A 22,467-nucleotide genomic window follows, 5' to 3' on the forward strand; every position below is an offset into this window, starting at 1 on the left:
GTGGAGGCTTCGGGTCTTCAGTCAAGCATCCCTGACATGAGCAAGGTTAAGAACCTTCCCCGACGGCAATACTCTATCTCATCTCGATGTGAGCATTCCCTTGAGCCTGTAGAGGGCCTCCAGCGCCTCGCGCGGGGTCAGGGCGTCGGGGTCCACGGCCCCGAGCGCCGTCTCGACCGGCGAGGGCGCAAGGACCGGCGCCGGTTCCGCCAGGGCGAACAGCGGCAGGTCGTCCAGACGGGCGGTCGCCGCCTTCTCCCCTTCCAGCCGTTCGAGCACGGATCTCGCGCGGGCGACCACGGCGCCCGGCACGCCCGCCAGTTTGGCCACCTGCACCCCATAGGACCGGTCCGCCGCCCCCGGCGCCGCCTCGTGCAGGAAGACGAGATCGCCGTTCCACTCCTTGGCCACCATGGACAGGTTGCAGACATGGTCCAGCCGCGTCTCCAGCTGGGCCAGCTCGTGATAGTGGGTGGCGAACAGGGTGCGCGCCCTATTGGTCTCGTGCAGGGCCTCCGCCGTGGCCCAGGCGATGGCCAGGCCGTCATAGGTCGCCGTGCCGCGCCCGATCTCGTCCAGAACGACAAAGCTGCGCGGCGTGGCCTGGGTCAGGATGGCGGCGGTCTCGACCATCTCCATCATGAAGGTGGACCGCCCCCGCGCCAGGTCGTCGCCCGCCCCGACCCGGCTGAACAGCCGGTCCACCACGCCCAGACGCATCGACAGCGCCGGCACGAAGGCCCCGGCCTGGGCCAGGATCACCAGCAGGGCGTTCTGGCGCAGGAAGGTGGATTTACCGGCCATGTTCGGCCCGGTGACGATGGCCAGACGGGCGCAATCCGCCCCGGAGCCGTCCAGCCGCGCATTGTTGGGCGTATAGGGATCGCCGGCCGCCTTGACCGCCGCCTCGACCACCGGATGCCGCCCGGCCTCGACGGAGAAGGCCAGGCTGTCGTCCACTACCGGCCGGGTCGCCCCGACCTCCTGCGCCCATTCCGCTAGGGCCGCGTGGGCGTCCAGTTCGGCCAGGGCCTCGGCGACCGCCTGCAGCGGTTGGGCCAGACGGGCGACCTCGCGCCGCCAGGTCTCGAAGGTCTCGGCCTCGATGGCCAGGGCGCGGTGGCCGGCCTGGCTGATCTTGGCGTCCAGCTCCGACAGTTCGACCGTGGTGAACCGCACCTGGCTGGCCAGGGTCTGGCGATGGATGAAGGGGCTGTCCGGCCCGGCCCGCAGCAGGCCTTCCGCCGCCTTGGCCGAGGTCTCGAGGAAATAGCCCAGGACGGCGTTGTGCTTGACCTTGAAGGCCACGCCCGACTCCGCCACGGCCCGCGCCTCCAGATCGGCGACCACCCGGCGGCTGTCGTCGCGCAGGGTGCGGGCCGCGTCCAGTTCGGGACGATAATCGGGGCGCACGAAACCGCCGTCGCGCGCCAGGTGGGACGGCTCGTCCACCAGGCCGTCGATCAGATCAGCCTTCAGCCGCGACACCTCGGGCGACAGGCTGAGACGATCCAAGGCCAGGGCGATGCGGCGCGGCTGACCGGTGATCGGATCCACCTGGCCGATGAACAGGCCGGCCACCCCCTCCGCTATGGTCAGGCCGACACGCACCGCCGCCAGATCGCGCGGACCGCCGCGTCCCAAGGCCAGCCGTCCGACCGCGCGGGCGATGTCCGAGGAGGCCTTCAGCCCCTCGCGCAGGTTGCGGCGCAGATCGCGCCGCTCCAGCAGCCATTCGACCGCGTCGAGCTGTTCGTTGATCGCCAGCGGATCGCGCAACGGCCGGGCGATCCGCTCCGCCAGGGCCCGGGCCCCGCCCGAGGTGACGGTGCGGTCGATACAGGCCAGCAGCGAGCCTTCGCGTTCGCCCCTCTGGGTCCGGTCGATCTCCAGACTGGTCCGCGTCGCGGGGTCGATGGCCAGAAAACCGCTCTCGCCCAGCCGACGCGGCGGCGCCAGGGCCGGGACCTTGCCGGCCTGGGTCGTCTCCAGATAGGCGGCGATCAGGCCCAGGGCCGAAATTTCCGCCTCCTCGAAGGCGCCGAATCCGTCCAGGGCCGCGACGCCATACAGCCGCTCGACCCGCGCCTGGGCCGCCTGGGGCTCGGCGATGGCGCTGGCCAGGGCCTGAACCACGCCGCCGGACCCGTCCAGGGCGTCCCGCGTCGCCGGGTCCGAATAGATCCGGTCCGTGACCAGAACCTCAGACGGCCGGAACGCCGCCAGGGCCGCGCCCAGGTCCTCCAGCGCACAGGCGACGCTGTCCACAGCGCCGGACGACAGCTCCACCACCGCCACCGCCGCCCGCCCCTTGCGCACCGCCACGGCCGCCAGACGATTGGCGCCCCGCGCATCCAGCAGACTGTCCTCGGTCAGGGTGCCCGGCGTCACCACCCGCACCACGCCGCGATGGACCACGGCCTTGCCGCCGCGCTTCTTGGCCTCGGCGGGATCTTCCAGCTGTTCGCAGATGGCGACCTTGTGGCCCAGGCGGATCAGCCGGGCCAGATAGCCTTCCATCGCATGGACCGGCACACCGGCCATGGGGATGTCCTCGCCCTGGTGCTTGCCCCGCTTGGTCAGGGTGATGCCCAGGGCGGCGGCCGCCACCTCGGCGTCCTTGAAGAACAGTTCGTAGAAATCCCCCATGCGGAAGAAGAGTATGGCGTCCGGCTGTCCGGCCTTGGCCGTCAGATACTGCGCCATGAAGGGCGTCGCCCCTTCCAGCGAGGCGGCGACTTCAGGCGAATGTTCGGGGGAGGGAAAAGCGGGCGCGTTCATGTGCCGTCAGGGTGACGGATCGCGACCGACCGCTCAAGCCCGTTAACGGCTCTTGCACAGGCTTGTCACCCCTGCGATAGGCCGTGTCAGGCGGTTAAGGGAACACGGTGAGACACCGTGGCTGTGCCCGCAACTGTAGGCGGCGAGAGCGTCGTCCGTCCGGGGTCTCGACCCCGGCGCCACTGGGTGACTGGGAAGGCGAGGACGGCGGTTTATGACCCGCAAGCCAGGAGACCTGGCCGCCTGACGTCGCTCGTCCGCTGTCCGGGACCAGACAGAGGCGCGGGGACTTCTCGTCGTAGCGACCCGATCTTGCGCCGTCCGGACCTTTCAGGCCCGGCGGATCGGCTCGCTCATACCGGTTCCTCGCGCGCACTCGCGGAGCCGACATCGGGGATTCTCGCTCAATGAAGCGCTCCATTCTTCTCTCCACGGCGGCCCTGTCCGCCGCCTTCGCCGCGCCCGCCTTCGCCTTTGACGAGGCGACCCAGCTGGACGACGTCGTCATCACCGCCACCCGTATCTCGGCGATTGTCGCCGACACGCCCGGCGCCCGCGTCATCGACGCCAAGACGATCGAACAGCGCGGCGCCGTCTTCGCCGCCGACATCCTGTCCGACGTGCCGGGCCTGTCGGTGACGCGCACGGGCGCCTTCGGCGGCCTCGCTCAGGTTCGGATGCGCGGCGCCACGCCCGGCAAGACCCTGGTCCTGGTCGACGGCGCGCCTGTCAACGACGCGGCTGAGCCAAACGGCGCCTATGATTTCTCTGGCTTCGAACTGGGCGACATCGACCGGATCGAAGTCCTGTCCGGTCCCCAGTCGTCGCTGTGGGGGTCCGACGCCATCGGCGGGGTGATCTCCTTCACCACCAAGGAGATCGACGGTCTGCGCGCCGAAGCCGAGGCCGGCAGCTATGACACGGTGCGCGGGCGTCTGGCCGCCGGCGTCGCCAATGAGACCTATGCCGTCAGCGCCTATGTATCGCATTTCGACACCGATGGAATCTCCGCCGCCGACGAAGCCAACGGCAATCCCGAGGCTGACGGCTTCACCACCACCACCGCAGGCGTGAAGGGACGTTACGCCGTCTCCGACAACGTCAAGTTCGACGGATCGGCCCGCTGGTCCAAGAGCGATGCCGATATGGATAACGGTTTCCCGGTCTCCGACAATGACGACACGTCAGAATCCGAACAATGGTCGGGCTTTGCTCGCGCGAGCGTCGAAGGCTTCGGGCTAGACCACCAGTTCAGCGTCTCGACCTCGGACATCGAGCGCCAGACCTTCAGCGCCTTCCCCTCGACCTTCAAAGCCGACCGTCAGGCCTATCGTTGGCAGGCGAATGGCGAGGCCGGCGCAGCCACCTACGCCTTCGGCGCCGAACGCGAGGAAAGCGAAGGCAGTATCTCGACAGGTGACAAGGTCAGCCTGGGCACGAGCTCGGTGTTCGGCACGGCCCGTTATGAAGTCAGCGACGCCCTCAGCATCACCAGCGGCCTGCGGTTCGACGATACGGACGACTTCGGCTCCAAGACCACCGGCCGGATCTCCGCCGCCTATGAATTGACCGGCGGTTTCATCCTGTCGGGCGCCTATGGCACGGGCTTCAAGGCCCCGTCAGTCAGCCAGGCGGTTTGCGACTTCTGCTTCTCGTCGACTCCCTATCCGACCCTGAAGCCGGAAACGGCCGACAGCATCGAAGTGGCACTGGGTTGGGCCTCGGCCGACGGTCGTTTCGACGGCCGCGCCACCCTGTATCGCCTGAATGTCGAGGATCAGATCATTTACTTCTTCAATGAAGATACTTTCGATATCTACTACGACAACGTCGATCGGACCCGCTCCGACGGCGTCGAACTAGAAGGCCGCGCCCTGCTGGGGGCCGGCTTCGATCTGACCCTGGCCTATGCCTGGACCGACGCCGAAGACCGCTCGACCGGCGCGCGCCTGCTGCGCGTGCCTGAACATGCGGGATCGGCCACCCTGGGCTGGACGGGTGATCGGATTTCGGGCGCCCTGACCGTCCGCGCCGAGGGCGACCAGGATGATTCCGGCGGGGTGCGCGACAGCTTCGTCACCGCCAACCTGAACACGGCCTATCAGCTGACCGATCAGGTCGCCCTGACGGCCCGGATCGAGAACCTGGCCGACGAGCGGTATCAGCAGGTGCTGGGCTACGGCGAGCCCGGCCGGTCGGCCTATGTCGGGGTCAGGCTGCGCTACTGATCCGCGCGCGGGCGTCGGCGGTGAAGGCCGCCGGCGCCTCGAGCGCCAGCTCCGGCCAGCTCAGATCGGGGCCGGGCGCGTGGGCGGCGGCCAGGATGGCGCGCAGTTCGGCCGCCGAGGCCACGCTGGCGACCACCCGGTCCACCGCCTTCAGCGAAAACGCATAGGCCAGGGCCGCCTGCATCGGATCGCAGCGCCGTTCGGCCAGACGCCGGCGCGTCCGCGACAGGGCCTGGGCGTAGTTGGCCAGATGGGGCGGCAATTCATCGCCGACCGCGAACAGAAGCCCGCCGGCGAAGACCGAGGCCAGGTGCACCTCGGCGCCGCCGGCCTTGATCTCGTCCAGCACGCCCTCGGCGGCGGCCCGCTGGTCCAGCAGATTGCAGGAAATCTGAACCACGTCGGCCTCCAGCCGGCGCGCCAGCAGGGCCGGGCCGTCCTCGACCGTGGCGCAGAAGCCGATGCTGCGGAACAGGCCGCGGGTCTTCAGGGATTGCAGCCGGTCCCACAGGGCGCGGCCCTCGGCCCCGGCCAGGTCGGCGGCGTTATTGACCAGCAGGGCCTCGCCGCGCGGCAGGCCCATGCGTTCCAGCGACCGGCGCGCCCGCGCCTCGACCCGATCCAGGCCTTCGCTCAGGGCCACGGTTTGAACCGTCACGCGGAAGGGCGAGGGGAAGGGCCAGGCCTGGCCCAGCAGCCGTTCGCCGTCGCCGCCCGGTTTGGTCGCGATCATCTTGACACCGGCGTCCGCGCCCGTCTGCAACAGGAAGCGCATGGCGTCCTCGCGCGCGCCCGACGGCGCGGCCATGAACGGATTCAGGGCGCGTCCCGGCTCTGTCACCACGGCGAGAGCCAGGCGATCTATGGGCGAAGGCGCCGAAGGGGTGGCGGGGGAATGCGTCACATTCCCATCTTGCACCTCCAAAGCTTAAAGGAGGTTGAGCGAGACGTTACGCGAGTCTTACCTGGAGATCGTCGGTATGGCGGATCAGGCGTCGGCGTCGGGCTGCCGATCCGGGTGCGCCGCCCCGAAGGCGGAGTGGTCCAGCGCCCGCGCCTCCACCGCCAGAAGCCCCGGCCAGGCCTCGAGCGCCATGTTGAACCGCCGCGCGGAATAGAGCTGCGGCATCAGATAGCAGTCGACCAGGCCCGGCCGGTCGCCGAAACTCCACCCCTGGCCGTGGCGGCCCACCAGGATCTCCAGGGCGTCGAAACCCGGCGCGATCCAGCGCGCGGCCCAGGCGTCCACGGCGGCCTGGTCCGCCGCGAAATCCTCGCGCAACGACCTGAGGACGCGCAGATTATTCAGCGGATGAATATCGCAGCCGATCAGGGCGGCCATGGCCCGGACACGGGCCCGGTCGGCCGATCCCTTCGGCAACAGGGCCGGCTCGGGATGAACCTCTTCCAGCCATTCCAGAATGGCCGGGCTCTGGGTGACGACCTGATCCCCGTCCTGCAGGGCCGGCACCATGCCCTGGGGGTTCAGGGCCAGATAATCGGCCGCCTTCTGCTCGCCCTTGCGCAGGTCATGCGCCGCCGTCTCATAGGCCAGGCCCTTGAGGCACAGGGCGATGCGGACCCGGTAGCTGGCGCCCGAGCGCCAATAGCCGTGCAGGATCATCAGACGATCTTGAAGCTCAGGGGCGCCAGGCCGTCGATGGTCACGACCACCGCGTCGCCGCGCGCCAGGGGTCCGACGCCCGACGGGGTGCCGGTGAAGATCAGGTCGCCCGCCTGGAGCGACCACAGTTTCCCGGCTGCCTCGACGATCTGATCGGGGTTCAGGATCATGTCGTCCAGGGTGCTGGACTGTTTCGTCTCGCCGTTGACGCTCAGGGCGATCACGCCCGCGGGGGCCGGAAGCGGTCCCAGGGTCAGGGCGCCGCAGGGGGCCGACTGGTCGAACCCCTTGGCTGCATCCCACGGCCGCCCGGCCTTCTTCGCCTCTGCCTGAAGATCGCGACGGGTCAGGTCGCAGCCGACCGCCCAGCCCACGATCCGCCCGCCCTCGCCGATGGCCGCCACCAGTTCGGCCTCGAAATGCAGATTGTCCGTCGCCGACGGATAGGCCGGGTCGGCCCCGTCCGACACCAGGGCGTCGCCGGGCTTGGAAAAGAAGAAGGGGGACTGCTTGTCCGGGTCCGACCCCATTTCGCGCGCATGGGCGGCGTAGTTCTGGCCGACGCACAGGATGCGGCGAACCGGGAAGCGCCGGGCGTCGCCGGTGATCGGCAGGGTCGGCAGGGGGCGGGGGGCGAACAGCAGGTCGGTCATTTCCCCAATCTAGAACGGCGAAACGCGCTTGACGAGGCCGGGGATCACGGGTGGGCGAAGGGAACCTCGCGCCGGGTGTAGCGTTCCGAAACGGGGTCCCCTATTCTATTGCCAAGCTTGAAACCGGAGCGCGCACCATGGCCACCACCAAGGCTAGAGAAGACATCAAGGCCGACCTGAAGACCCTCAAGGAGGATCTGAAGATCGGCGCCCGCGAAGAAACCCAGCGTCTGCGCGAAAAGGCCGAGGAGGCCGAGGCCAAGCTGCGGGCCAAGAGCGAGGAAGTGCGCGACCAGGCGCGCGGCTATTACGACACCGCCCGGGTGCGCGGCCGCGAATATTACGACGACGCCGCCGAACGCCTGGACGAGGCCCAGCGCTATATCGTCGAGCGGGTGCAGGAACGTCCGGTCCAATCGACCGCCATCGCCCTCGGCGTCGGCGTGGTGCTCGGCCTGCTTCTGGCCGGCCGTCGCCGCTGATGTTCAAGGGCATCGTCAAACGCATCGTGGCGACCAGCGTGGCCGCCGCGAGCGTCTTTCTGGCCGTGGTGTTTCTCGGCGTCGCCATCTTCCACGCCATCAGCCTGGTCACGACGCCCCTGGGCGCCTCGGCCATCACCTTCGCCCTGTTCGCCCTGGTCGCCCTGGTCGTCGCACTCGTCTTCCTGAAGGGCGAAAGTCACGACGAGGAGGACGAGGAGGATGCGCCGGACGGTCTGATCGGCAAGCTGATCCACATCGTTCGCGAACGCCCGATCATCGGCGCGGTCGGCGGACTGGGCGCGGCCTTCCTGTTGCTGCGCAATCCGGCCCTGGCCGCGATCGTCGCCAGCATGGTGGCCGAGCGAAAGATGGATCAGGGCGGCTACGCCAAAAGGCGCCGTCGGCGCTGAGGATTCTGCGAAGGCCACGGAACGCCCTGCGTCCGGGACCGTTGATCTTCCGACGGGACGAACGGCTGCAAGGCCGCCGTCGGAAACATCAACGCAGGAGAGCTAAACCCATGATTCGCTGGGCAATTATCTTCCTGGTCGTGGCCTTGATCGCAGCCGTTCTCGGCTTCGGCGGCATCGCGAACTTCTCGTTCGAGATCGCCAAATTCATCGCCGTGATCGCCATCATCCTGTTCGTCATCGCCCTCGTGGCCGGCGGACTTCGCGGACGCGGCGCCCCTCGATTATAGGGCTGCCGCTCCGGCGAAATGCAGAAGGGCCGGAACGCGAGTTCCGGCCCCTTTTCTATTTGCGGCGTCACCCGGGAATAGAGACGCGACGGCTCAGACCGCCGCCTTCTCCAGCTCGCCCGGCCTGTTCGGGCTGGGCGCGGTCGCGGCCTTGCGGGTGTCCTGACGACGCGGCAGCCGCCAGACCTGATGCGGGCTGTAGCCCCGCCCGTCCCAGGCCAGGGCCGTGACCGTAATGGTCCTGGCGTCCCAGTCCACCTGATTGAAGCCCGGCGGCGAGCCCCGCTCGCGGTGCGACAGGGTCCCGCACCCGACGGCGTAGGAGCAGCGGTCCGCCAGATCGATGGGCAGGGCGAAAGGCACATGGACATGGCCCGTCATGATCAGATCCACCCCGGCCTCGGCGAAGATCAGGGCCGCCTCGTCGCCGCGCTTGACGTCGCCGGTCATCGGCGTGCCGATCATCTCGACCAGGGGATGATGACAGGCCAGGATGCGCAACGCCCCGATCGGCGCCTGACGCAGGGCCTCGGCCGCACGCCGGGTCTGGTCCAGATCGATGACCCCCTTGGACCAGTTGGGCCGCGCCTGCCAGCCGCGCGCCGTGACGACGCCCCGCACCATCACCGTGTCGTTGCAGAACTGACCGTCATGGGCGGGGAAACCCGTCGCCGTCTCGAAGGCGCGCCATGGATGGAACAGGCGGGCGACCGGGCTCCAGTAGGGGACGTCGTGATTGCCGACGATGACGAAGCGCGGCTCCGGCATGGCCCGCATCCATTCCCCCGCCGCCCGGAATTCGACCGGATAGCCCTTCTGGGTGATGTCGCCGGTGATCAGAACCAGATCATTGGGCGTGGCGTGGGCGTATTCCAGCGCCGCCGCCACCGCCCCCTTGTGCTCGCATCCGAAATGAACGTCCGAAAACTGGAGAACACGCCCCATCAGAGACTGTCCTCGGCCGCAGGGGGCCGGGGCGCAAGGGCGCGGAACGCCTTGGGAATGAATCGCACGGTGGCCTCGGATTTCAACAGGACGGGCTCTCCGTCTATCACGGCGGGAATCTTGGAGCGCGCCCGGACGTCGATCCGCTTGGCCGGGCGGGTCGAGACGGCGGGATCGTGGCGCCAGTCGCTGAACAGGGCGTTGGCGGCCAGGCGGAAGGCCTGGCTGGCGTCGGACGGGTCCATCGCCGCGGCTTCCAGCCCGTCCGGCTCTTCCATGGCCTTGGAGATCATCGGGCTGATCAGCACCAGAGCCTCGGCCCGACGCCGGGGGCCGCCGTCCAGACTGAACCTCAACCGACCGGTGAAGGCCCGCTTCAACGCCCGCCGCGCATAGGCCCAGGCCAGTCTCACCTTGCCGGTCCGCATCGCCTCGCGCGCCGGCGCCCACAGGGCCGGCGAGCCCAGGATGGCGGCGCAGTAGAAATATTCCCCCGACACCTCGCCGCCGGACACCGATTGGGGCTCGCCCTCCTCCAGGGCGCGGCGCAGGGCCAGCTTCCAGTCGGCCGTGCCGTACAGGGCCCTGGGCAGCATGTTCATCGTGCCGCCCGGCAGGGGGGCGATCATCGGACCATTCGGCCTGGCCTTCGCCGCCACCGACCGCGCCGTGCCGTCGCCGGCCAGGACGAAGATCACGTCCGGCGCGGCGGCGAAGGCGTCGGCGATGGCCTGATCGAAATTGCCGGCTTCCAGCACCACGACCTGGGTTTGCAGGTCATAGTCCGCCAGGATCGCCTCGGCCTCCGCCGCGGCGCGCGGCCCCACGCTGCCGGACAAGGGATTGACCAGCATCACCGCCCGGCCCAGCGACGCATGGGGCGTGAGACGACGCGCGGCCTCGTCGCGCGGCTCGCCGGCGTCGGCGTCGGGTTCTGAACTCAGGGTGTCGGTCATGGCCGCCGAACGTTCAGGCGGCCCGCCTGTTCCCGACAAGCGTGACTATTGCTTCAGTTCGTCGCGGGCGGTCGAGGCGCCGGCCTTCAGGGCGTCGCCGGTTCTTTCGGTCGCCTGACCCGCCTTGTCGGCCGCGACCTCTGCGGCTTCCGGGGCGCGTCCCGCCAGTCTCTGCGCCCCGGTCCAGCCGGTCATGATCCAGCCGTCCATCATCCGGCCCGCCGCCTGGACCGATCCTTCCTTGATGGACAAGACCAGGGTCAGGGCGCCGATCAGGGCCAGCAGGGTCACAAGCAGATTGACCAGCGGCGCGGCCGAGGCCTTGCGCTTCTTGCTGCGCGCCCAGATCGGGCCTTCAGCGCCGGCCGTGGCGCGCGTCACATCAGAAAACCGCATCATTTCCCCCCAAGGACTGCGCAGGCTGACCCACGCCGGTTAAGCATAGTCGTTTCGACAGAACGACGATAGACAGGGGAACCGGAGCCGTACTCCAGCGTTATCGCCTTCGGGGCGAACCCAGGATAGAGGATTTCATCATGAACAAGGCCATCATCGCGATCGCCGGCGCCGGTCTTTTGGCTTCGGCCTGCGCGAGCGACCCTTACGGCAACTCGAACCAGACCGTGCGCCAGGGCGCCATCGGCGCCGGCCTCGGCGCTGTCGCCGGCGCCGTCATCGGCAACAATGTCGGCGGCGGCAACGCAGCCACCGGCGCCCTGATCGGCGGCGCCCTGGGCGGCGCAGCCGGCGCGATCCGCGGTTCGAGCCAGGACCGCAACAACCAGCAGCGCTACCGCGACAGCCAAGGCCGCACCTACTACTGCTACGACAACCGCCAGGACGAGTGCTACTGGGATAACGGCCAACGCCGTTATTGAGCCGTGACTTCGAACCGGGCCCTGGTCCGGTTCGAGACCGGTTTGAGTTTCGGGAAGGGCGGTTCGTCGTGGACGGGCCGCCTTTTTCGTGCGCAGGACGATGGTGTGACACAGGGGATAGTCATGAAAACGATAACAATTCTGGCTCTGGCTGGCGGGCTGCTGGCGGTGGGGGCCTGTGCGACGCCGATGCGGCGGGATCAGATCGTGACCAGCGGTTCCCTGTGCATGCCGGTGCGGTTCGACATCTATTTCCGCGAGAACGAGGCGCGGCTGACCGATGCGGCCGACCAGGCCATCGATGCGGCGGCGGGCGTGCTGCGGACCTGCGACGTGCGCAGCATCCAGGTGCTGGGTCTGGCGGACGCGACCGGAGCGAGCGAGGCCAATCTGAGCCTGTCGCAACGCCGCGCGCGGACCGTGGCCCAGGCCCTGAACGCGGCGGGCCTGCCGTCGCCGGTGTTCGACGTGGGCGCCGCAGGGGACGCGGGCGCGACCACGGCGGGCGGGGCGGCCGAACCCCTGCGCCGCCGCACCGAAGTGGTCGTGGACGCCCACCCGCGCCGCTGAAACTCGGCTGATCGGACACGCTGACAGAGCGGGTCGCAGGGCCTAGAAGCAGGTCATGCGCCCGACCGCCTTCCTGTACGCCCTGCTGTTTTGCCTCGGCCTGTCCGTCCTGCCGGGCGTTCCGTCCGTCGCCGAAGCCCAGCCGGTCAGCCGTCCGGCCGAGGCGGCGGCGGCCGTGCCGCCCGGTCCGCGACGGGCCGACAATATCGAGGCGGAACTGGTTCCCCTGTCGCGCTGGGCCGCGCCGGGGTCGACCGTCGTGGTGGCGGTGCATCAGACCATCGCGCCCGGCTGGCACACCTATTGGCGCAATCCCGGCGATTCCGGAGGGCCGACCACCCTGGACTGGCGTCTGCCGGCCGGGGTCAAGGCCGGCGAGATCGTCTGGCCCTTGCCCACGCGCCAGCGGCTGATGAGCCTGGTCAACTACGGCTATTCCGGCGAGGTCTATCTGCCCGTCCCGATCGAGGTTCCGGCCTCGGCCCGGCCGGGAACCACCCTGCCCCTGACCGTCGACGCCCTGTTCCTGGTGTGCAGCGACCAGATGTGCGTGCCGGTGCAGATGAGTCTGCGTCTGGACCTGCCGATCCGCGAAGGGGCCCCGCCGCTGGATCCCGACCACGGCGCCGCCATCCAGGCCGTGCTGGAGGCCGCGCCGCGACCGGCGGGTCTGGACGCCCGCGCCACCCTGCAGAACGGCGTCCTGACCCTGTCGGCGACGGGCGGCCCCCTGGCGGACCTGACGGCCGGCGCGGGCCTGAGCCGGGCCTATTTCTATCCGTTCGAGGGCGGGATCATCGACCACGCCGCCCCCCAGTCGGGCCAGAGCGGCCCGAACGGGCTGAGCCTGACCCTGACCCCCGGCGGCGACCTGACGGCCAAGGGTCTGAACGGTCCGATCTCGGGCGTCCTGGCCACCGACGTCGGCGCCTGGGAGATCACGGCCCAGCCCGGCGCGGTCCTGGCCGGAACCACCGGCGGCAAGGCCCTGTCCGGCGAGGTCGAGACCCCCAGCGCCGGAACCCGGCTCAACCTGGGCCTGATCCTGCAATCGGCCCTGTTCGCCCTGATCGGCGGCCTGATCCTGAACCTGATGCCCTGCGTCTTTCCCATTCTGGCCATGAAGGCCGCCGCCCTGGCCGCCTCGGCCCATCAGCCGCGCGAGGCGCGGCGCGACGGCCTGTTGTTCCTGGCCGGGGTTCTGGCGACCTTCCTGGTCCTGGCCGGCGTCCTGCTGGCCCTGCGCGCCGGGGGCGAGGCCGTCGGCTGGGGCTTCCAGCTTCAGTCGCCGACGGTGATCGCAGGCCTGGCCCTGCTGATGCTGGCGGTGGGGCTGAACCTGTCGGGCGTCTTCCATGTCGGCGCCGGACTTCAGGACGCGGGCGCCGGTCCCCTGTCGCGCCTGCCGGGCGGCGCGGGCGCCTTCTTCACCGGGGTTCTGGCCGTGGTCGTCGCCGCCCCCTGCACCGCCCCCTTCATGGCCGCGGCCCTGGGCGCGGCCCTGCTCATGCCCTGGCCGGCGGCGTTTCTGATCTTCCTGATGCTGGGCCTGGGCCTGGGCCTGCCCTATCTGGCCGTCAGCCTGTCGCCCGGCCTGCTGCGGCGCCTGCCCCGGCCCGGCCCATGGATGGATCGGCTGAAGGGCCTGCTGGCCTTCCCCATGTACGGCGCGGCCCTGTGGCTGGTCTGGGTCTTCTCGCGTCAGACCGGCGCGGAGGGACTGGCCCTGCTGATGGCGGCCGCCCTGACCACCGCCTTCGCCCTGTGGCTGTTCGGCCTGACCCAGGCCCAGCGCGTCCTGGGCCGATCCGCCCGCCTGTCCGGCGGATCCAGCCTGATCGCGCTCGGGGCCGCCCTGGTCCTGGCCGTGATCGCCGGTCACGCGCCGGTTCTGGGGGCGGCCTCGGTCGCCCAGTCCGGTCCCCTGGCCTCCGCGCCCTGGTCCGCCGAATCCGTCCGCGCCGCCCAGGCCGAAGGCCGTCCGGTCCTGGTCAATTTCACGGCTGACTGGTGCGTGACCTGCAAGATCAACGAGCGCGCCGCCCTGTCCTCGCCCCGCGTCGCCGAGGCCCTGAAGGCGACGAACGCCGTCTATCTGGTCGGCGACTGGACCCGCCGTGACGACGCCATCACCCGCGAACTGGAGCGTCACGGCCGCTCGGGCGTGCCCCTGTATCTGCTCTATCCGGCGAACGGCGGCGAGCCCCGCATCCTGCCGCAACTGTTGACCGAAGGCGTGGTCATCGAGGCTCTGAAGGGGGCGTGACGGCCTTCGCCGGGTGACGAGGAAGCCTAGACCTCCGGCTGCGGCGGGGCGGTGATGACCTCGACATTGTCGTTCAGCAGATAGGACAGTTCCGACAGGGCGACGGCGCGGTCGGCGGGCGTGGCCGCCGCCTGAACCGCCTGGACCTTTTTTGGCATGTCCTCGGAAATGCCGCGCAGGATGCATTTCAGATCGCCGTCCGTGCCGCGTTCCTTCAGGATCAGGTGGCCCTGCATGTCGAGCGCGGCCAGCTGTTCGGCCTGGGCCTTGAAGCCGGTGAAGGCCTGGCTGGTGAAGAAGTCCGCCTGATCCGCCGCCTTGGCCGCCGCCCAGCCGTCGACCAGAGCCTTCAGCGCGCCGGACCGGGCGACGATGTCGGCGAACAGGGGCTCGGTCGCCACCGACACCGGCGCCCCGACCGCCGCAGGGGGCTGTTCGGCCGCCAGGGCCACGGCGGGATTGGACAGGGCCAGGGCGATCGTGAGAGCAAGGCCGCAGGACATGAGGGTGACTTCCTGTTTCAGCGTCGGCTAGGACGTTGAACCGACATACGCCCGACCCGTAAACGAGTGTTTACCTTCTTCTCTCTCCCAGAGGACGACCGATGACCCGTGACGACGCCTGGACGACCTTCGACCGCACGGCCGCCGAGGCCGGCGCGACCCGTATCGACCAGCAGTTCGCCGCCGATCCCGACCGGCTGGCGCGGATGTCGGTCGAGGCGGCGGGGCTTTATCTGGACCTGTCGAAACAGAGCTGGACCAAGGCCGGCTTCGAGGCCTGTCTGGATCTGGCCCGCGCCAGCGACGTCGAGGGCCGTCGCGCCGCCCTGTTCGCCGGCGAGGCCGTCAATCTGACCGAGGGCCGGGCCGTGCTGCACCCGGCCCTGCGCGCCCCGGCCGGCGCCGACTTCAAGGCCCTGGGCGAGCCGGTCTCGGCCGAGGTGGACGCCGTGCGCGCCGACATGAAGACCTATGCCGACGCCGTGCGCTCGGGCGCCGAGGCGGGAGCCACAGGGCGCAAGTTCGAGGCCATCGTCCATGTCGGCATCGGCGGGTCAGACCTGGGACCGCGCGTGGTCTGGGACGCCCTGCGCCCGCTGGACCCCGCCATCGACCTGCGCTTCGTCGCCAATATCGATCCGCGCGACATGGCCGAGGCCCTGACCGGCCTGGACCCCGAAACCACCCTGGTCGTGGTCGTGTCCAAGACCTTCACCACCCAGGAAACCCTGGCCAACGCCGAGGCCGCCAAGGCCTGGCTGACCGCGGCCCTGCCGGCCGAAGGCATGACCAAACACTTCATCGGCGTGACGGCGGCGCCGGACAAGGCGGCGGCCTTCGGCTGCGGCCGCACCTTCGCCTTCCGCGACTGGGTCGGCGGCCGCTATTCGCTATGGTCGGCGGTCAGCCTGTCGTGCGGCATCGCCCTGGGCTGGGATGTGTTCGAGGCCATGCTGGCCGGGGCCGCGGCCATGGACGATCATTTCGTCTCGGCCCCGCTGGAGCGGAACGCCCCGATCCTGCTGGCCCTGGCCCAGGTGTTCAACGTCGACGGCCTGAACCGGCCCGCCCGCACCGTCGCCCCCTACGCCCACGCCCTGCGCCGCCTGCCGTCCTTCCTGCAGCAGCTGGAGATGGAGTCGAACGGCAAGCGGGTGCATCGCGACGGAACCCCCGTCACGCGCCAGACCTGCCCGGTGGTGTTCGGCGAGCCGGGCACCAACGGCCAGCACGCCTTCTTCCAGCAGATCCACCAGGGCCCGCAGATCGTCCCGGCCGAGTTCGTGATCGTCGCCAAAACCCATGCCGACGCGCCGGAATCGCCGCTCTGGTCCAACGCCCTGGCCCAGGGGCAGGCCCTGATGCTGGGCAAGACGACCGAAGCCGCGAAGGCGGAAGGCCTGGCCCAGGGTCTGTCGGAGGAAGAGGCCGCCCGTCTGGCGACCCATCGCACCTTCACCGGCAACCGTCCCTCGACCGCCATCGTTATGGACCGTCTGACGCCCGAGACCCTCGGCGCCCTGCTGGCCCTCTATGAGCACAAGACCTTCGTCGAGGGCGTGATCTGGGACATCAACAGCTTCGACCAATGGGGCGTCGAACTGGGCAAGGTCCTGGCCAAGGCGATCCTGAAGGATGTCCACGCCGGCGGCCCGTCCGCCGATCTGGACCCCTCGACGGCGGGCCTGATGACGCGGTTGATGGGCTGAGGCTCACGCCGGCGCGGCGTCGATCGTCAAGACACGCCGGGGGGATCGTCTCCCGGCCGGCGGCGAGCGGTGCAGAACCACCGGAAACTCCGGCCAGGCCTCCCAGCCCGGCGCCGTGCCCTTCATGACGGCGACATCGCCGGGGTGAAGGGTGCGGACCCGGCGGCGCGTGCCTAGCTTGCGCCCGTCCAGATCCTCGCCGATCTCGCCGGCGAAGGCCCATTCCGGCCCCGGCCCCTCATAGGCGACGATCAGGCGCACCGGGACCGCGTCCTGGTGGAACCGAGGGCAGGCGCGCCGGGTCACGGTCTCGCAACGCGCGCGCCAGGCCTCGCATCCGCTGATCGCCGCCACGATCTCCGCCAATCTTTCGATATCCTGGAGAAACCACTCGGGCGCCGCACCCGATAGGGCGATCCAGCGCCCGTCGCACTCGGCGGTGAAGTCGGCCGGGGGCGGGGCGTCGGGCGGCATGGGGCTGGGCCGCGACCAGATTGCCATCCGCACCTGCGGCTCGAACAGGGTGGTGAAGACCGTGGGCGCAAGCCCCTGGACGACTGAGCCGACCGCCATGGAGAACCTTGCTGATTGTGTGTGTTATACTATAACGTAACTCTCACAATCGCCCGGCTGTGGTCAAGCTCGGCGCAGCATCCGTGGAGCGCCTTCGTGTCCGAGTTCAAGAAACTGCCCGTCACCGTCCTGTCCGGCTTCCTCGGGGCCGGCAAGACGACCCTGCTCAACCACATCTTGGCCAATCGCGACGGTCTGCGGGTGGCGGTGATCGTCAATGACATGAGCGAGGTGAACATCGACGCGGCCCTGGTGCGGGACGGCGGCGGGGCGGACCTGTCGCGGACCGAGGAACGGCTGGTGGAGATGTCCAACGGCTGTATCTGCTGCACCCTGCGCGAGGATCTGCTGATCGAGGTCGGCAAGCTGGCGCGCGAGGGTCGGTTCGACTGTCTGCTGATCGAATCGACGGGGATCTCCGAACCCATGCCGGTCGCCGCCACCTTCGACTTCCGCGACGAGGACGGCTTCAGCCTGTCGGACCTGGCCCGGATCGACACCATGGTCACGGTGGTGGACGCCTTCAACTTCCACCGCGACTATCCCTCCACCGACAGCCTGAAGGCGCGCGGTGAACACCTGGGCGAGGATGACGAGCGCACGGTCGCCAATCTGCTGATCGACCAGATCGAGTTCGCCGACGTCATCGTGCTGAACAAGTGCGACCTGCTCGACGCTGTGCAACTCGGAACGCTGAAGGCGATGATGACCCAGTTCAATCCCCGCGCCCGGATCCTCGAGGCGGTGCGCGGCGTCGTGCCTCTGGACCAGGTCATCGGCACGGGCCTGTTCGACATGGAGCAGGCGGAACAGGCCGCCGGCTGGTCCCAGGCCCTGCGCGGCGAGGTGACGCCCGAGACCGAGGAATACGGCGTCTCCACCTTCGTCTATCGGGCGCGCAGACCGTTCCACCCCCGGCGCTTCCACGACCTGCTGAACCGCGAATGGCCCGGCGTCTGGCGCTCCAAGGGCTTCTTCTGGCTGGCCAGCCGGATGGATTATGTCGGGTCCTGGAGCCAGGCCGGGGCGGTGACGGAACACGAATGGGGCGGCCTGTGGTGGGCCTCGGCCCCGCGCGATCGCTGGCCCGACGACAATCCCGAATGGCTGAAGGCGATCGAGGCGGTCTGGCGTCAGCCCTATGGCGACCGCCGTCAGGAGATCGTCCTGATCGGCAAGGACATGAACCGCGACCTGCTGACCTCGATGTTCGACGCCGCCCTGCTGACCCGGTTCGAGATGGAGCGCGGGCCCAAGGGCTGGTCCAGGCTGGAGGATCCCTTCCCGCACTGGGGCGCGCGCCAGGACGCGGCTTAACAAAAAGGGCGCCCCGCAGGACGCCCTTCTTCATCGGATCCGTCGCCTACCAGCGGCGGTCGTAGCGGTAGTCGCGGCGATCATCCCGGCGGTCATAACGCTGGTCCCGACGATAGTCGCGATAGTCGTGGCGCTGCTCCCAGCGCGGGTCGCGGCTGTTGATGCCGTGCTCGCGTTCCCAGTGGCCCTGGTTCCGGTAGCACTGGCCGCCGCGATAATATTCGCAGCCCGAGCCGCGATTGGACGCCACGGCGCCCAGGGCTGCGCCGGCCAGGGCGCCGCCGGCGATATAGCTGCCGTCGCCGTTGCCGTAGAGGGCGCCGGCCAGGCCGCCCACCGCGGCGCCGATCAAGGCGTTGCGGGCGGAGTTGTCTTCCCCGCGATCACGGTCGCGGTAGGACTGGGCCGAGGCAGGGGCGGCCATCAGGGTCATGGCCACGACCGGAGCGGCGACGACGGCGGTGATCTTCAGCATCTTGGACATGGTCGTCTCCTTTTATTTTCGGGCCGGGTTTCGCGCGTCCGGATGTGGACGGGCTCCAGCGTTGAGACGGTTCTGCCAGTCCCCGCTTGAACAGGCCCGGAGCCGGCCGTTCATTTGGGGTTCACCTGTCGCGGAAGTTTCGCACGCCCGATGGGGCGGGTCGCCTTGACGCTGGCCTTGGCTCTGACTAACTCCCGCTCGCGTTAGCACTCTCATCGGTCGGCTGCCAAAGCGGTGATCGAGGGGAGGCTGGCCCACCGTTTTCAAGTCGCCCCCGTCCGGGGGTACATAAGGAGAGAACCGATGGCGTTTCGTCCGCTCGGCGACCGCGTGCTGGTCAAGCGCGTTGAAGAAGAATCCAAGACCAAGGGCGGGATCATCATCCCCGACACCGCCAAGGAAAAGCCGCAGGAAGGCGAAGTCGTCTCCGTCGGCCCCGGCGCCCGCGACGACAGCGGCAAGGTCAACGCCCTGGAACTGAAGGCCGGCGACCGCATCCTGTTCGGCAAGTGGTCGGGCACGGAAGTGAAGATCGACGGCGACGACCTGATCATCATGAAGGAATCCGACGTCCTGGGCGTGCTGTCCTAAGCACCCGACGTTCGCGTTTCTTCAATCAATCCATCTAGATAGGAGCTGCCCGCATGGCCGCTAAAATCGTACAGTTCAACACCGACGCGCGCGACAAGATGCTGCGCGGCGTCAACGTGCTCGCCAACGCCGTCAAGGTGACCCTGGGTCCCAAGGGCCGCAACGTCGTGATCCAGAAGTCCTTCGGCGCCCCGCGCTCGACCAAGGACGGCGTCTCGGTCGCCAAAGAGATCGAGCTGGAAGACGCCTTCGAGAACATGGGCGCCCAGATGATCCGCGAAGTCGCTTCGAAGACGAACGACAAGGCGGGCGACGGCACCACCACCGCGACCGTCCTGGCGCAATCGATCGTGCAGGAAGGCCTCAAGGCCGTCGCCGCCGGCATGAACCCGATGGATCTGAAGCGCGGCATCGACAAGGCCGTCACCGCTGTCCTCGCCGACATCAAGGCCTCGGCCAAGAAGGTCGAGAACAACTCCGAGATCGCCCAGGTCGGCACCATCTCGGCCAACGGCGACGCTGAAGTCGGCGAAATGATCGCCAAGGCCATGGCCAAGGTCGGCAACGAAGGCGTCATCACGGTTGAAGAAGCCAAGACCGCCGAGACCGAGCTGGACGTCGTCGAAGGCATGCAGTTCGACCGCGGCTACCTGAGCCCTTACTTCATCACCAACGCCGACAAGATGGAGGTTCAACTCGAAGAGCCTCTGATCCTGCTGTTCGAGAAGAAGCTGTCGTCGCTGCAGGCCATGCTGCCGATCCTGGAAGCCGTCGTGCAATCGGGCCGTCCGCTGGTGATCATCGCCGAGGACATCGAAGGCGAGGCCCTGGCCACCCTGGTGGTCAACAAGCTGCGGGGCGGCCTGCGCGTCGCCGCCGTCAAGGCTCCGGGCTTCGGCGATCGCCGCAAGGCCATGCTGGAAGACATCGCCATCCTGACCGGCGGCCAGGTCATCTCGGAGGACCTGGGCATCAAGCTTGAGAACGTCACGATCGACATGCTCGGCAAGGCCAAGAAGGTCACGATCACCAAGGACGACACCACCATCGTGGACGGCGTCGGCGGCAAGGAAGAGATCGAGGCCCGCATCGGCCAGATCAAGCGCCAGATCGAGGACACCACCTCGGACTACGACAAGGAAAAGCTGCAGGAACGTCTGGCCAAGCTGGCCGGCGGCGTCGCCGTCATCCGCGTCGGCGGCTCGACCGAAGTCGAAGTGAAGGAAAAGAAGGACCGCGTCGACGACGCCCTGAACGCCACGCGTGCAGCCGTTGAAGAAGGCATCGTCCCGGGCGGCGGCATCGCCCTGCTGAAGGCGACCAAGGCGCTTGACGGCCTGACCGGCGACAACGCCGACCAGACCGCCGGCATCGCCATCATCCGTCGCGCCATCCAGGCCCCGATCCGTCAGATCGTGGAAAACGCCGGCGTCGAAGGCTCGATCGTCGTGGGCAAGGTGCTGGAAAACAGCTCCGCCACCTACGGCTTCAACGCCCAGACGGAAGAGTACGGCGACCTGGTCGCCATGGGCGTGATCGACCCGGCCAAGGTGGTTCGCACCGCCCTGACCGACGCCGCCTCGGTGGCCTCGATCCTGATCACGACCGAAGCCGCCGTCGCCGACGCCCCCAAGAAGGGCGGCTCCTCGGCCCCCGACATGGGTGGAATGGGCGGCATGGGCGGCATGGACTTCTAAGTCCAAGCCAACCCGGCTGAGAATGCAGAAGGGCGGGACCGCAGGGTCCCGCCCTTTTTGTTTGCGACGGCGAGGGGTGACGCGCCCCCTCCGTCACGGCGCTTTGCGCCGCGCCACCTCCCCCAAGGGGGGAGGATCTCCGTCATCCCATTCCTCCCCCCCTGGGGGAGGTGGATCGCCGGCGAAGCCGGCGAGACGGAGGGGGCCCGAACGGCCCCAACTGTCACAATGACGCTGGTCGTGCCGTAACGTTTCCAAGGGCTTGTCAGTTTCTCGCCCCGACTTTCCCGCCAGGGTTTCCCCGCCCCCTATAATCCTCCCCGGTCTCGTTGCTTGGAGGGCTCGTAAGGCCTGCGACCTTGCGGCGGCGGGAGCGGATGGAACGGGAGCGGGGGTGCAACTCCCCCGCGCCGGCGGCGCCTCAGGACGTCGCCGGAGGGTCGAGGGGGATACTCGGCCGCACTCGGGACGGTTCTTCGCAGGGACCGCCGACCCGTCGCAGGCTTATGGGGTTAGGCGATAAGACCGCCACCGCTCGGCGCCCCGAGCTTGCAGGCCAACCTTCCGCGCGGGGCGTCAAACCTTCGTCGAAACGGTATTTCTAGATCATACTCCGGGCGAAGGCCCGGCGCCCCGCCCAGCCCTCCGCTTCCAAAGGGCCTCCAACTCCGCCCAAGGGACGGAGCGTTTCGCCGTGTCAGAATTCCGAAATCGCGCCCGGACGGCGCGAGCGGGTCTTCAGCCACATGACGCCCAGCAGGTCCGAGAAGGAGGCCCGCAGACGGCCCCAGTTGGTGTATTTCGACTGGCCCGTCTCGCGGTGGCGGTGGTCGACGTCGAGATACTGGTTGCGGAACCCCTCGCGGATCATCAGGGCCGGCAGATAGCGATGGATGTGATCGAAATAGGGAAGGCGCAGGAAGACGTCGCGGCGGAAGGCCTTCAGGCCGCAGCCGGTGTCGTCGGCGTCGTCGCCCAGCAGGCGGCGGCGGATGCGGTTGGCCCAGATCGAGGCCTGGCGCTTGGCCTGGCTGTCCTGGCGCTTGGCGCGCCGGCCGCCGACCAGGCCCACATCGGCCGGCGCGGCCAGCAGAGCGTCGACCAGGCGCGGGGCGTCGGCCGGGGGGTTCTGGCCGTCGCCGTCCATGGTGACGACCACGGGGGCGCGGGCGGCCAGCACCCCGGTGCGGACCGCCCGGCTCTGGCCCGCATTGGTCCCGTGGGACAGGACCCGCAGGGCCGGCAGTTCGGCCATGGCGGCCCTCAGCTCCGACAGGGTCGCGTCCCTGGAGGCGTCGTCGACGAAGATCATCTCATAGGATCGGCCGGCGAAGGCGGCCGCGATCTCGCGGGCCAGGGGGACGGCGGCGCCCGCCTCGTCATGGACGGGCACGACGACGGAGATCAGAGGCGCAGGATTGTGTTCGGCGGTCATGGCCGCTCCATAGACGAGATCGACGGCTTAGGGGAGACGGCTGACGACGGGCCGGTCGCCGTGTAAGGAGTC

General features: G+C 69.0%; 22 protein-coding genes and 1 riboswitch. Of the genes, 11 read left to right on the forward strand and 11 right to left on the reverse strand.

The window, feature by feature from the left end; genetic code table 11:
- Positions 1–78: 78 nt before the first annotated feature.
- Positions 79–2,781, reverse strand: a complete 2,703-nt coding sequence (gene mutS, locus AC1RSI_RS11105) for a DNA mismatch repair protein MutS (RefSeq protein ID WP_035308684.1) — start codon at positions 2,779–2,781, stop codon at positions 79–81.
- Between the two features lie 74 nt (positions 2,782–2,855).
- Positions 2,856–3,039, forward strand: a riboswitch (cobalamin riboswitch).
- A gap of 149 nt (positions 3,040–3,188) precedes the next feature.
- Here mutS and AC1RSI_RS11110 point away from each other — a divergent pair.
- Positions 3,189–5,009 carry a TonB-dependent receptor plug domain-containing protein gene (locus tag AC1RSI_RS11110; RefSeq protein WP_008262044.1) on the forward strand — a complete coding sequence of 607 codons (1,821 nt, stop codon included), beginning with the start codon at positions 3,189–3,191 and terminating at the stop codon, positions 5,007–5,009.
- Here AC1RSI_RS11110 and AC1RSI_RS11115 read toward each other — a convergent pair.
- The 3 genes from AC1RSI_RS11115 to AC1RSI_RS11125 form a co-directional block, all read right to left on the reverse strand.
- Complete coding sequence (locus AC1RSI_RS11115; protein ID WP_035308685.1) at positions 4,993–5,913, reverse strand: aldo/keto reductase; 921 nt, start codon at positions 5,911–5,913, stop codon at positions 4,993–4,995. The genes AC1RSI_RS11110 and AC1RSI_RS11115 overlap by 17 nt on opposite strands.
- An 84-nt stretch (positions 5,914–5,997) precedes the next feature.
- Positions 5,998–6,633, reverse strand: coding sequence for a maleylacetoacetate isomerase (gene maiA / locus AC1RSI_RS11120; protein WP_035308686.1), 636 nt, complete (start codon positions 6,631–6,633; stop codon positions 5,998–6,000).
- Positions 6,633–7,286 carry a fumarylacetoacetate hydrolase family protein gene (locus AC1RSI_RS11125; RefSeq protein ID WP_035308687.1) on the reverse strand — a complete coding sequence of 218 codons (654 nt, stop codon included), beginning with the start codon at positions 7,284–7,286 and terminating at the stop codon, positions 6,633–6,635. Before AC1RSI_RS11125 ends, maiA begins: the two co-directional genes overlap by 1 nt.
- Positions 7,287–7,423: 137 nt before the next feature.
- On the opposite strand from AC1RSI_RS11125, the gene AC1RSI_RS11130 reads away from it, so the two are divergent.
- The 3 genes from AC1RSI_RS11130 (at position 7,424) to AC1RSI_RS11140 (ending at position 8,471) form a co-directional block, all read left to right on the forward strand.
- Positions 7,424–7,768, forward strand: coding sequence for a glycine zipper domain-containing protein (locus AC1RSI_RS11130; protein ID WP_008260669.1), 345 nt, complete (start codon positions 7,424–7,426; stop codon positions 7,766–7,768).
- Positions 7,768–8,181 (forward strand): hypothetical protein, encoded by a 414-nt coding sequence (locus tag AC1RSI_RS11135; RefSeq protein ID WP_008262661.1) that lies wholly within the window; start codon positions 7,768–7,770, stop codon positions 8,179–8,181. Before AC1RSI_RS11130 ends, AC1RSI_RS11135 begins: the two co-directional genes overlap by 1 nt.
- A gap of 110 nt (positions 8,182–8,291) precedes the next feature.
- Entirely contained in the window at positions 8,292–8,471 is a 180-nt protein-coding gene (locus tag AC1RSI_RS11140) for a DUF1328 domain-containing protein (protein WP_008262305.1), read from the forward strand.
- Positions 8,472–8,564: 93 nt separating this feature from the next.
- Here AC1RSI_RS11140 and AC1RSI_RS11145 read toward each other — a convergent pair whose 3' ends face one another.
- Genes AC1RSI_RS11145 through AC1RSI_RS11155 form a run of 3 tightly spaced genes read right to left on the reverse strand, consistent with a single transcriptional unit; the run spans position 8,565 to position 10,768 of the window.
- A complete protein-coding gene (locus AC1RSI_RS11145; protein WP_008258642.1) occupies positions 8,565–9,416 on the reverse strand; it encodes a metallophosphoesterase family protein in 852 nt (283 codons plus the stop codon).
- Positions 9,416–10,372 carry a diacylglycerol/lipid kinase family protein gene (locus AC1RSI_RS11150; RefSeq protein WP_291754270.1) on the reverse strand — a complete coding sequence of 319 codons (957 nt, stop codon included), beginning with the start codon at positions 10,370–10,372 and terminating at the stop codon, positions 9,416–9,418. Before AC1RSI_RS11150 ends, AC1RSI_RS11145 begins: the two co-directional genes overlap by 1 nt.
- A gap of 45 nt (positions 10,373–10,417) precedes the next feature.
- Positions 10,418–10,768 carry a hypothetical protein gene (locus tag AC1RSI_RS11155; protein ID WP_154726374.1) on the reverse strand — a complete coding sequence of 117 codons (351 nt, stop codon included), beginning with the start codon at positions 10,766–10,768 and terminating at the stop codon, positions 10,418–10,420.
- A 140-nt stretch (positions 10,769–10,908) separates the two neighbouring features.
- On the opposite strand from AC1RSI_RS11155, the gene AC1RSI_RS11160 reads away from it, so the two are divergent.
- From AC1RSI_RS11160 to AC1RSI_RS11170, 3 genes are all read left to right on the forward strand, one after another.
- Entirely contained in the window at positions 10,909–11,250 is a 342-nt protein-coding gene (locus tag AC1RSI_RS11160) for a YMGG-like glycine zipper-containing protein (RefSeq protein WP_008263428.1), read from the forward strand.
- Between the two features lie 123 nt (positions 11,251–11,373).
- Entirely contained in the window at positions 11,374–11,820 is a 447-nt protein-coding gene (locus tag AC1RSI_RS11165) for an OmpA family protein (protein ID WP_492322600.1), read from the forward strand.
- Between the two features lie 55 nt (positions 11,821–11,875).
- On the forward strand, positions 11,876–14,086 hold the full coding sequence (locus AC1RSI_RS11170) for a protein-disulfide reductase DsbD family protein (protein WP_492322601.1): 2,211 nt from the start codon (positions 11,876–11,878) through the stop codon (positions 14,084–14,086).
- A 26-nt stretch (positions 14,087–14,112) separates the two neighbouring features.
- Here the strand turns inward: AC1RSI_RS11170 and AC1RSI_RS11175 are convergent, their stop codons facing one another.
- Positions 14,113–14,589: a hypothetical protein gene (locus AC1RSI_RS11175; RefSeq protein WP_154726373.1), complete on the reverse strand. Its 477-nt coding sequence runs from the start codon at positions 14,587–14,589 to the stop codon at positions 14,113–14,115.
- Between the two features lie 101 nt (positions 14,590–14,690).
- On the opposite strand from AC1RSI_RS11175, the gene pgi reads away from it, so the two are divergent.
- Positions 14,691–16,298 carry a glucose-6-phosphate isomerase gene (pgi, locus tag AC1RSI_RS11180; RefSeq protein WP_492322602.1) on the forward strand — a complete coding sequence of 536 codons (1,608 nt, stop codon included), beginning with the start codon at positions 14,691–14,693 and terminating at the stop codon, positions 16,296–16,298.
- A gap of 3 nt (positions 16,299–16,301) precedes the next feature.
- On the opposite strand, the gene AC1RSI_RS11185 is transcribed toward pgi, so the two are convergent.
- Complete coding sequence (locus AC1RSI_RS11185; protein ID WP_291754521.1) at positions 16,302–16,871, reverse strand: DUF1826 domain-containing protein; 570 nt, start codon at positions 16,869–16,871, stop codon at positions 16,302–16,304.
- A gap of 96 nt (positions 16,872–16,967) precedes the next feature.
- Between AC1RSI_RS11185 and zigA the strand changes: the two genes are divergently transcribed.
- The gene (zigA, locus tag AC1RSI_RS11190; RefSeq protein ID WP_291754519.1) at positions 16,968–18,188 is read left to right on the forward strand and encodes a zinc metallochaperone GTPase ZigA; all 1,221 of its coding nucleotides are present in this window, start codon (positions 16,968–16,970) and stop codon (positions 18,186–18,188) included.
- Between the two features lie 46 nt (positions 18,189–18,234).
- On the opposite strand, the gene AC1RSI_RS11195 is transcribed toward zigA, so the two are convergent.
- Positions 18,235–18,672, reverse strand: coding sequence for a hypothetical protein (locus AC1RSI_RS11195; protein WP_291754517.1), 438 nt, complete (start codon positions 18,670–18,672; stop codon positions 18,235–18,237).
- 303 nt (positions 18,673–18,975) lie between these two features.
- Here AC1RSI_RS11195 and groES point away from each other — a divergent pair, with 303 nt between their 5' ends.
- Entirely contained in the window at positions 18,976–19,263 is a 288-nt protein-coding gene (groES, locus tag AC1RSI_RS11200) for a co-chaperone GroES (protein ID WP_021698725.1), read from the forward strand.
- 53 nt (positions 19,264–19,316) lie between these two features.
- Positions 19,317–20,960, forward strand: coding sequence for a chaperonin GroEL (groL, locus tag AC1RSI_RS11205; protein ID WP_008264422.1), 1,644 nt, complete (start codon positions 19,317–19,319; stop codon positions 20,958–20,960).
- 697 nt (positions 20,961–21,657) lie between these two features.
- Here the strand turns inward: groL and AC1RSI_RS11210 are convergent.
- On the reverse strand, positions 21,658–22,395 hold the full coding sequence (locus tag AC1RSI_RS11210; RefSeq protein WP_008260933.1) for a glycosyltransferase family 2 protein: 738 nt from the start codon (positions 22,393–22,395) through the stop codon (positions 21,658–21,660).
- Positions 22,396–22,467: the final 72 nt, after the last annotated feature.

The organism is Brevundimonas sp. GW821-FHT10E09 (assembly GCF_058809375.1).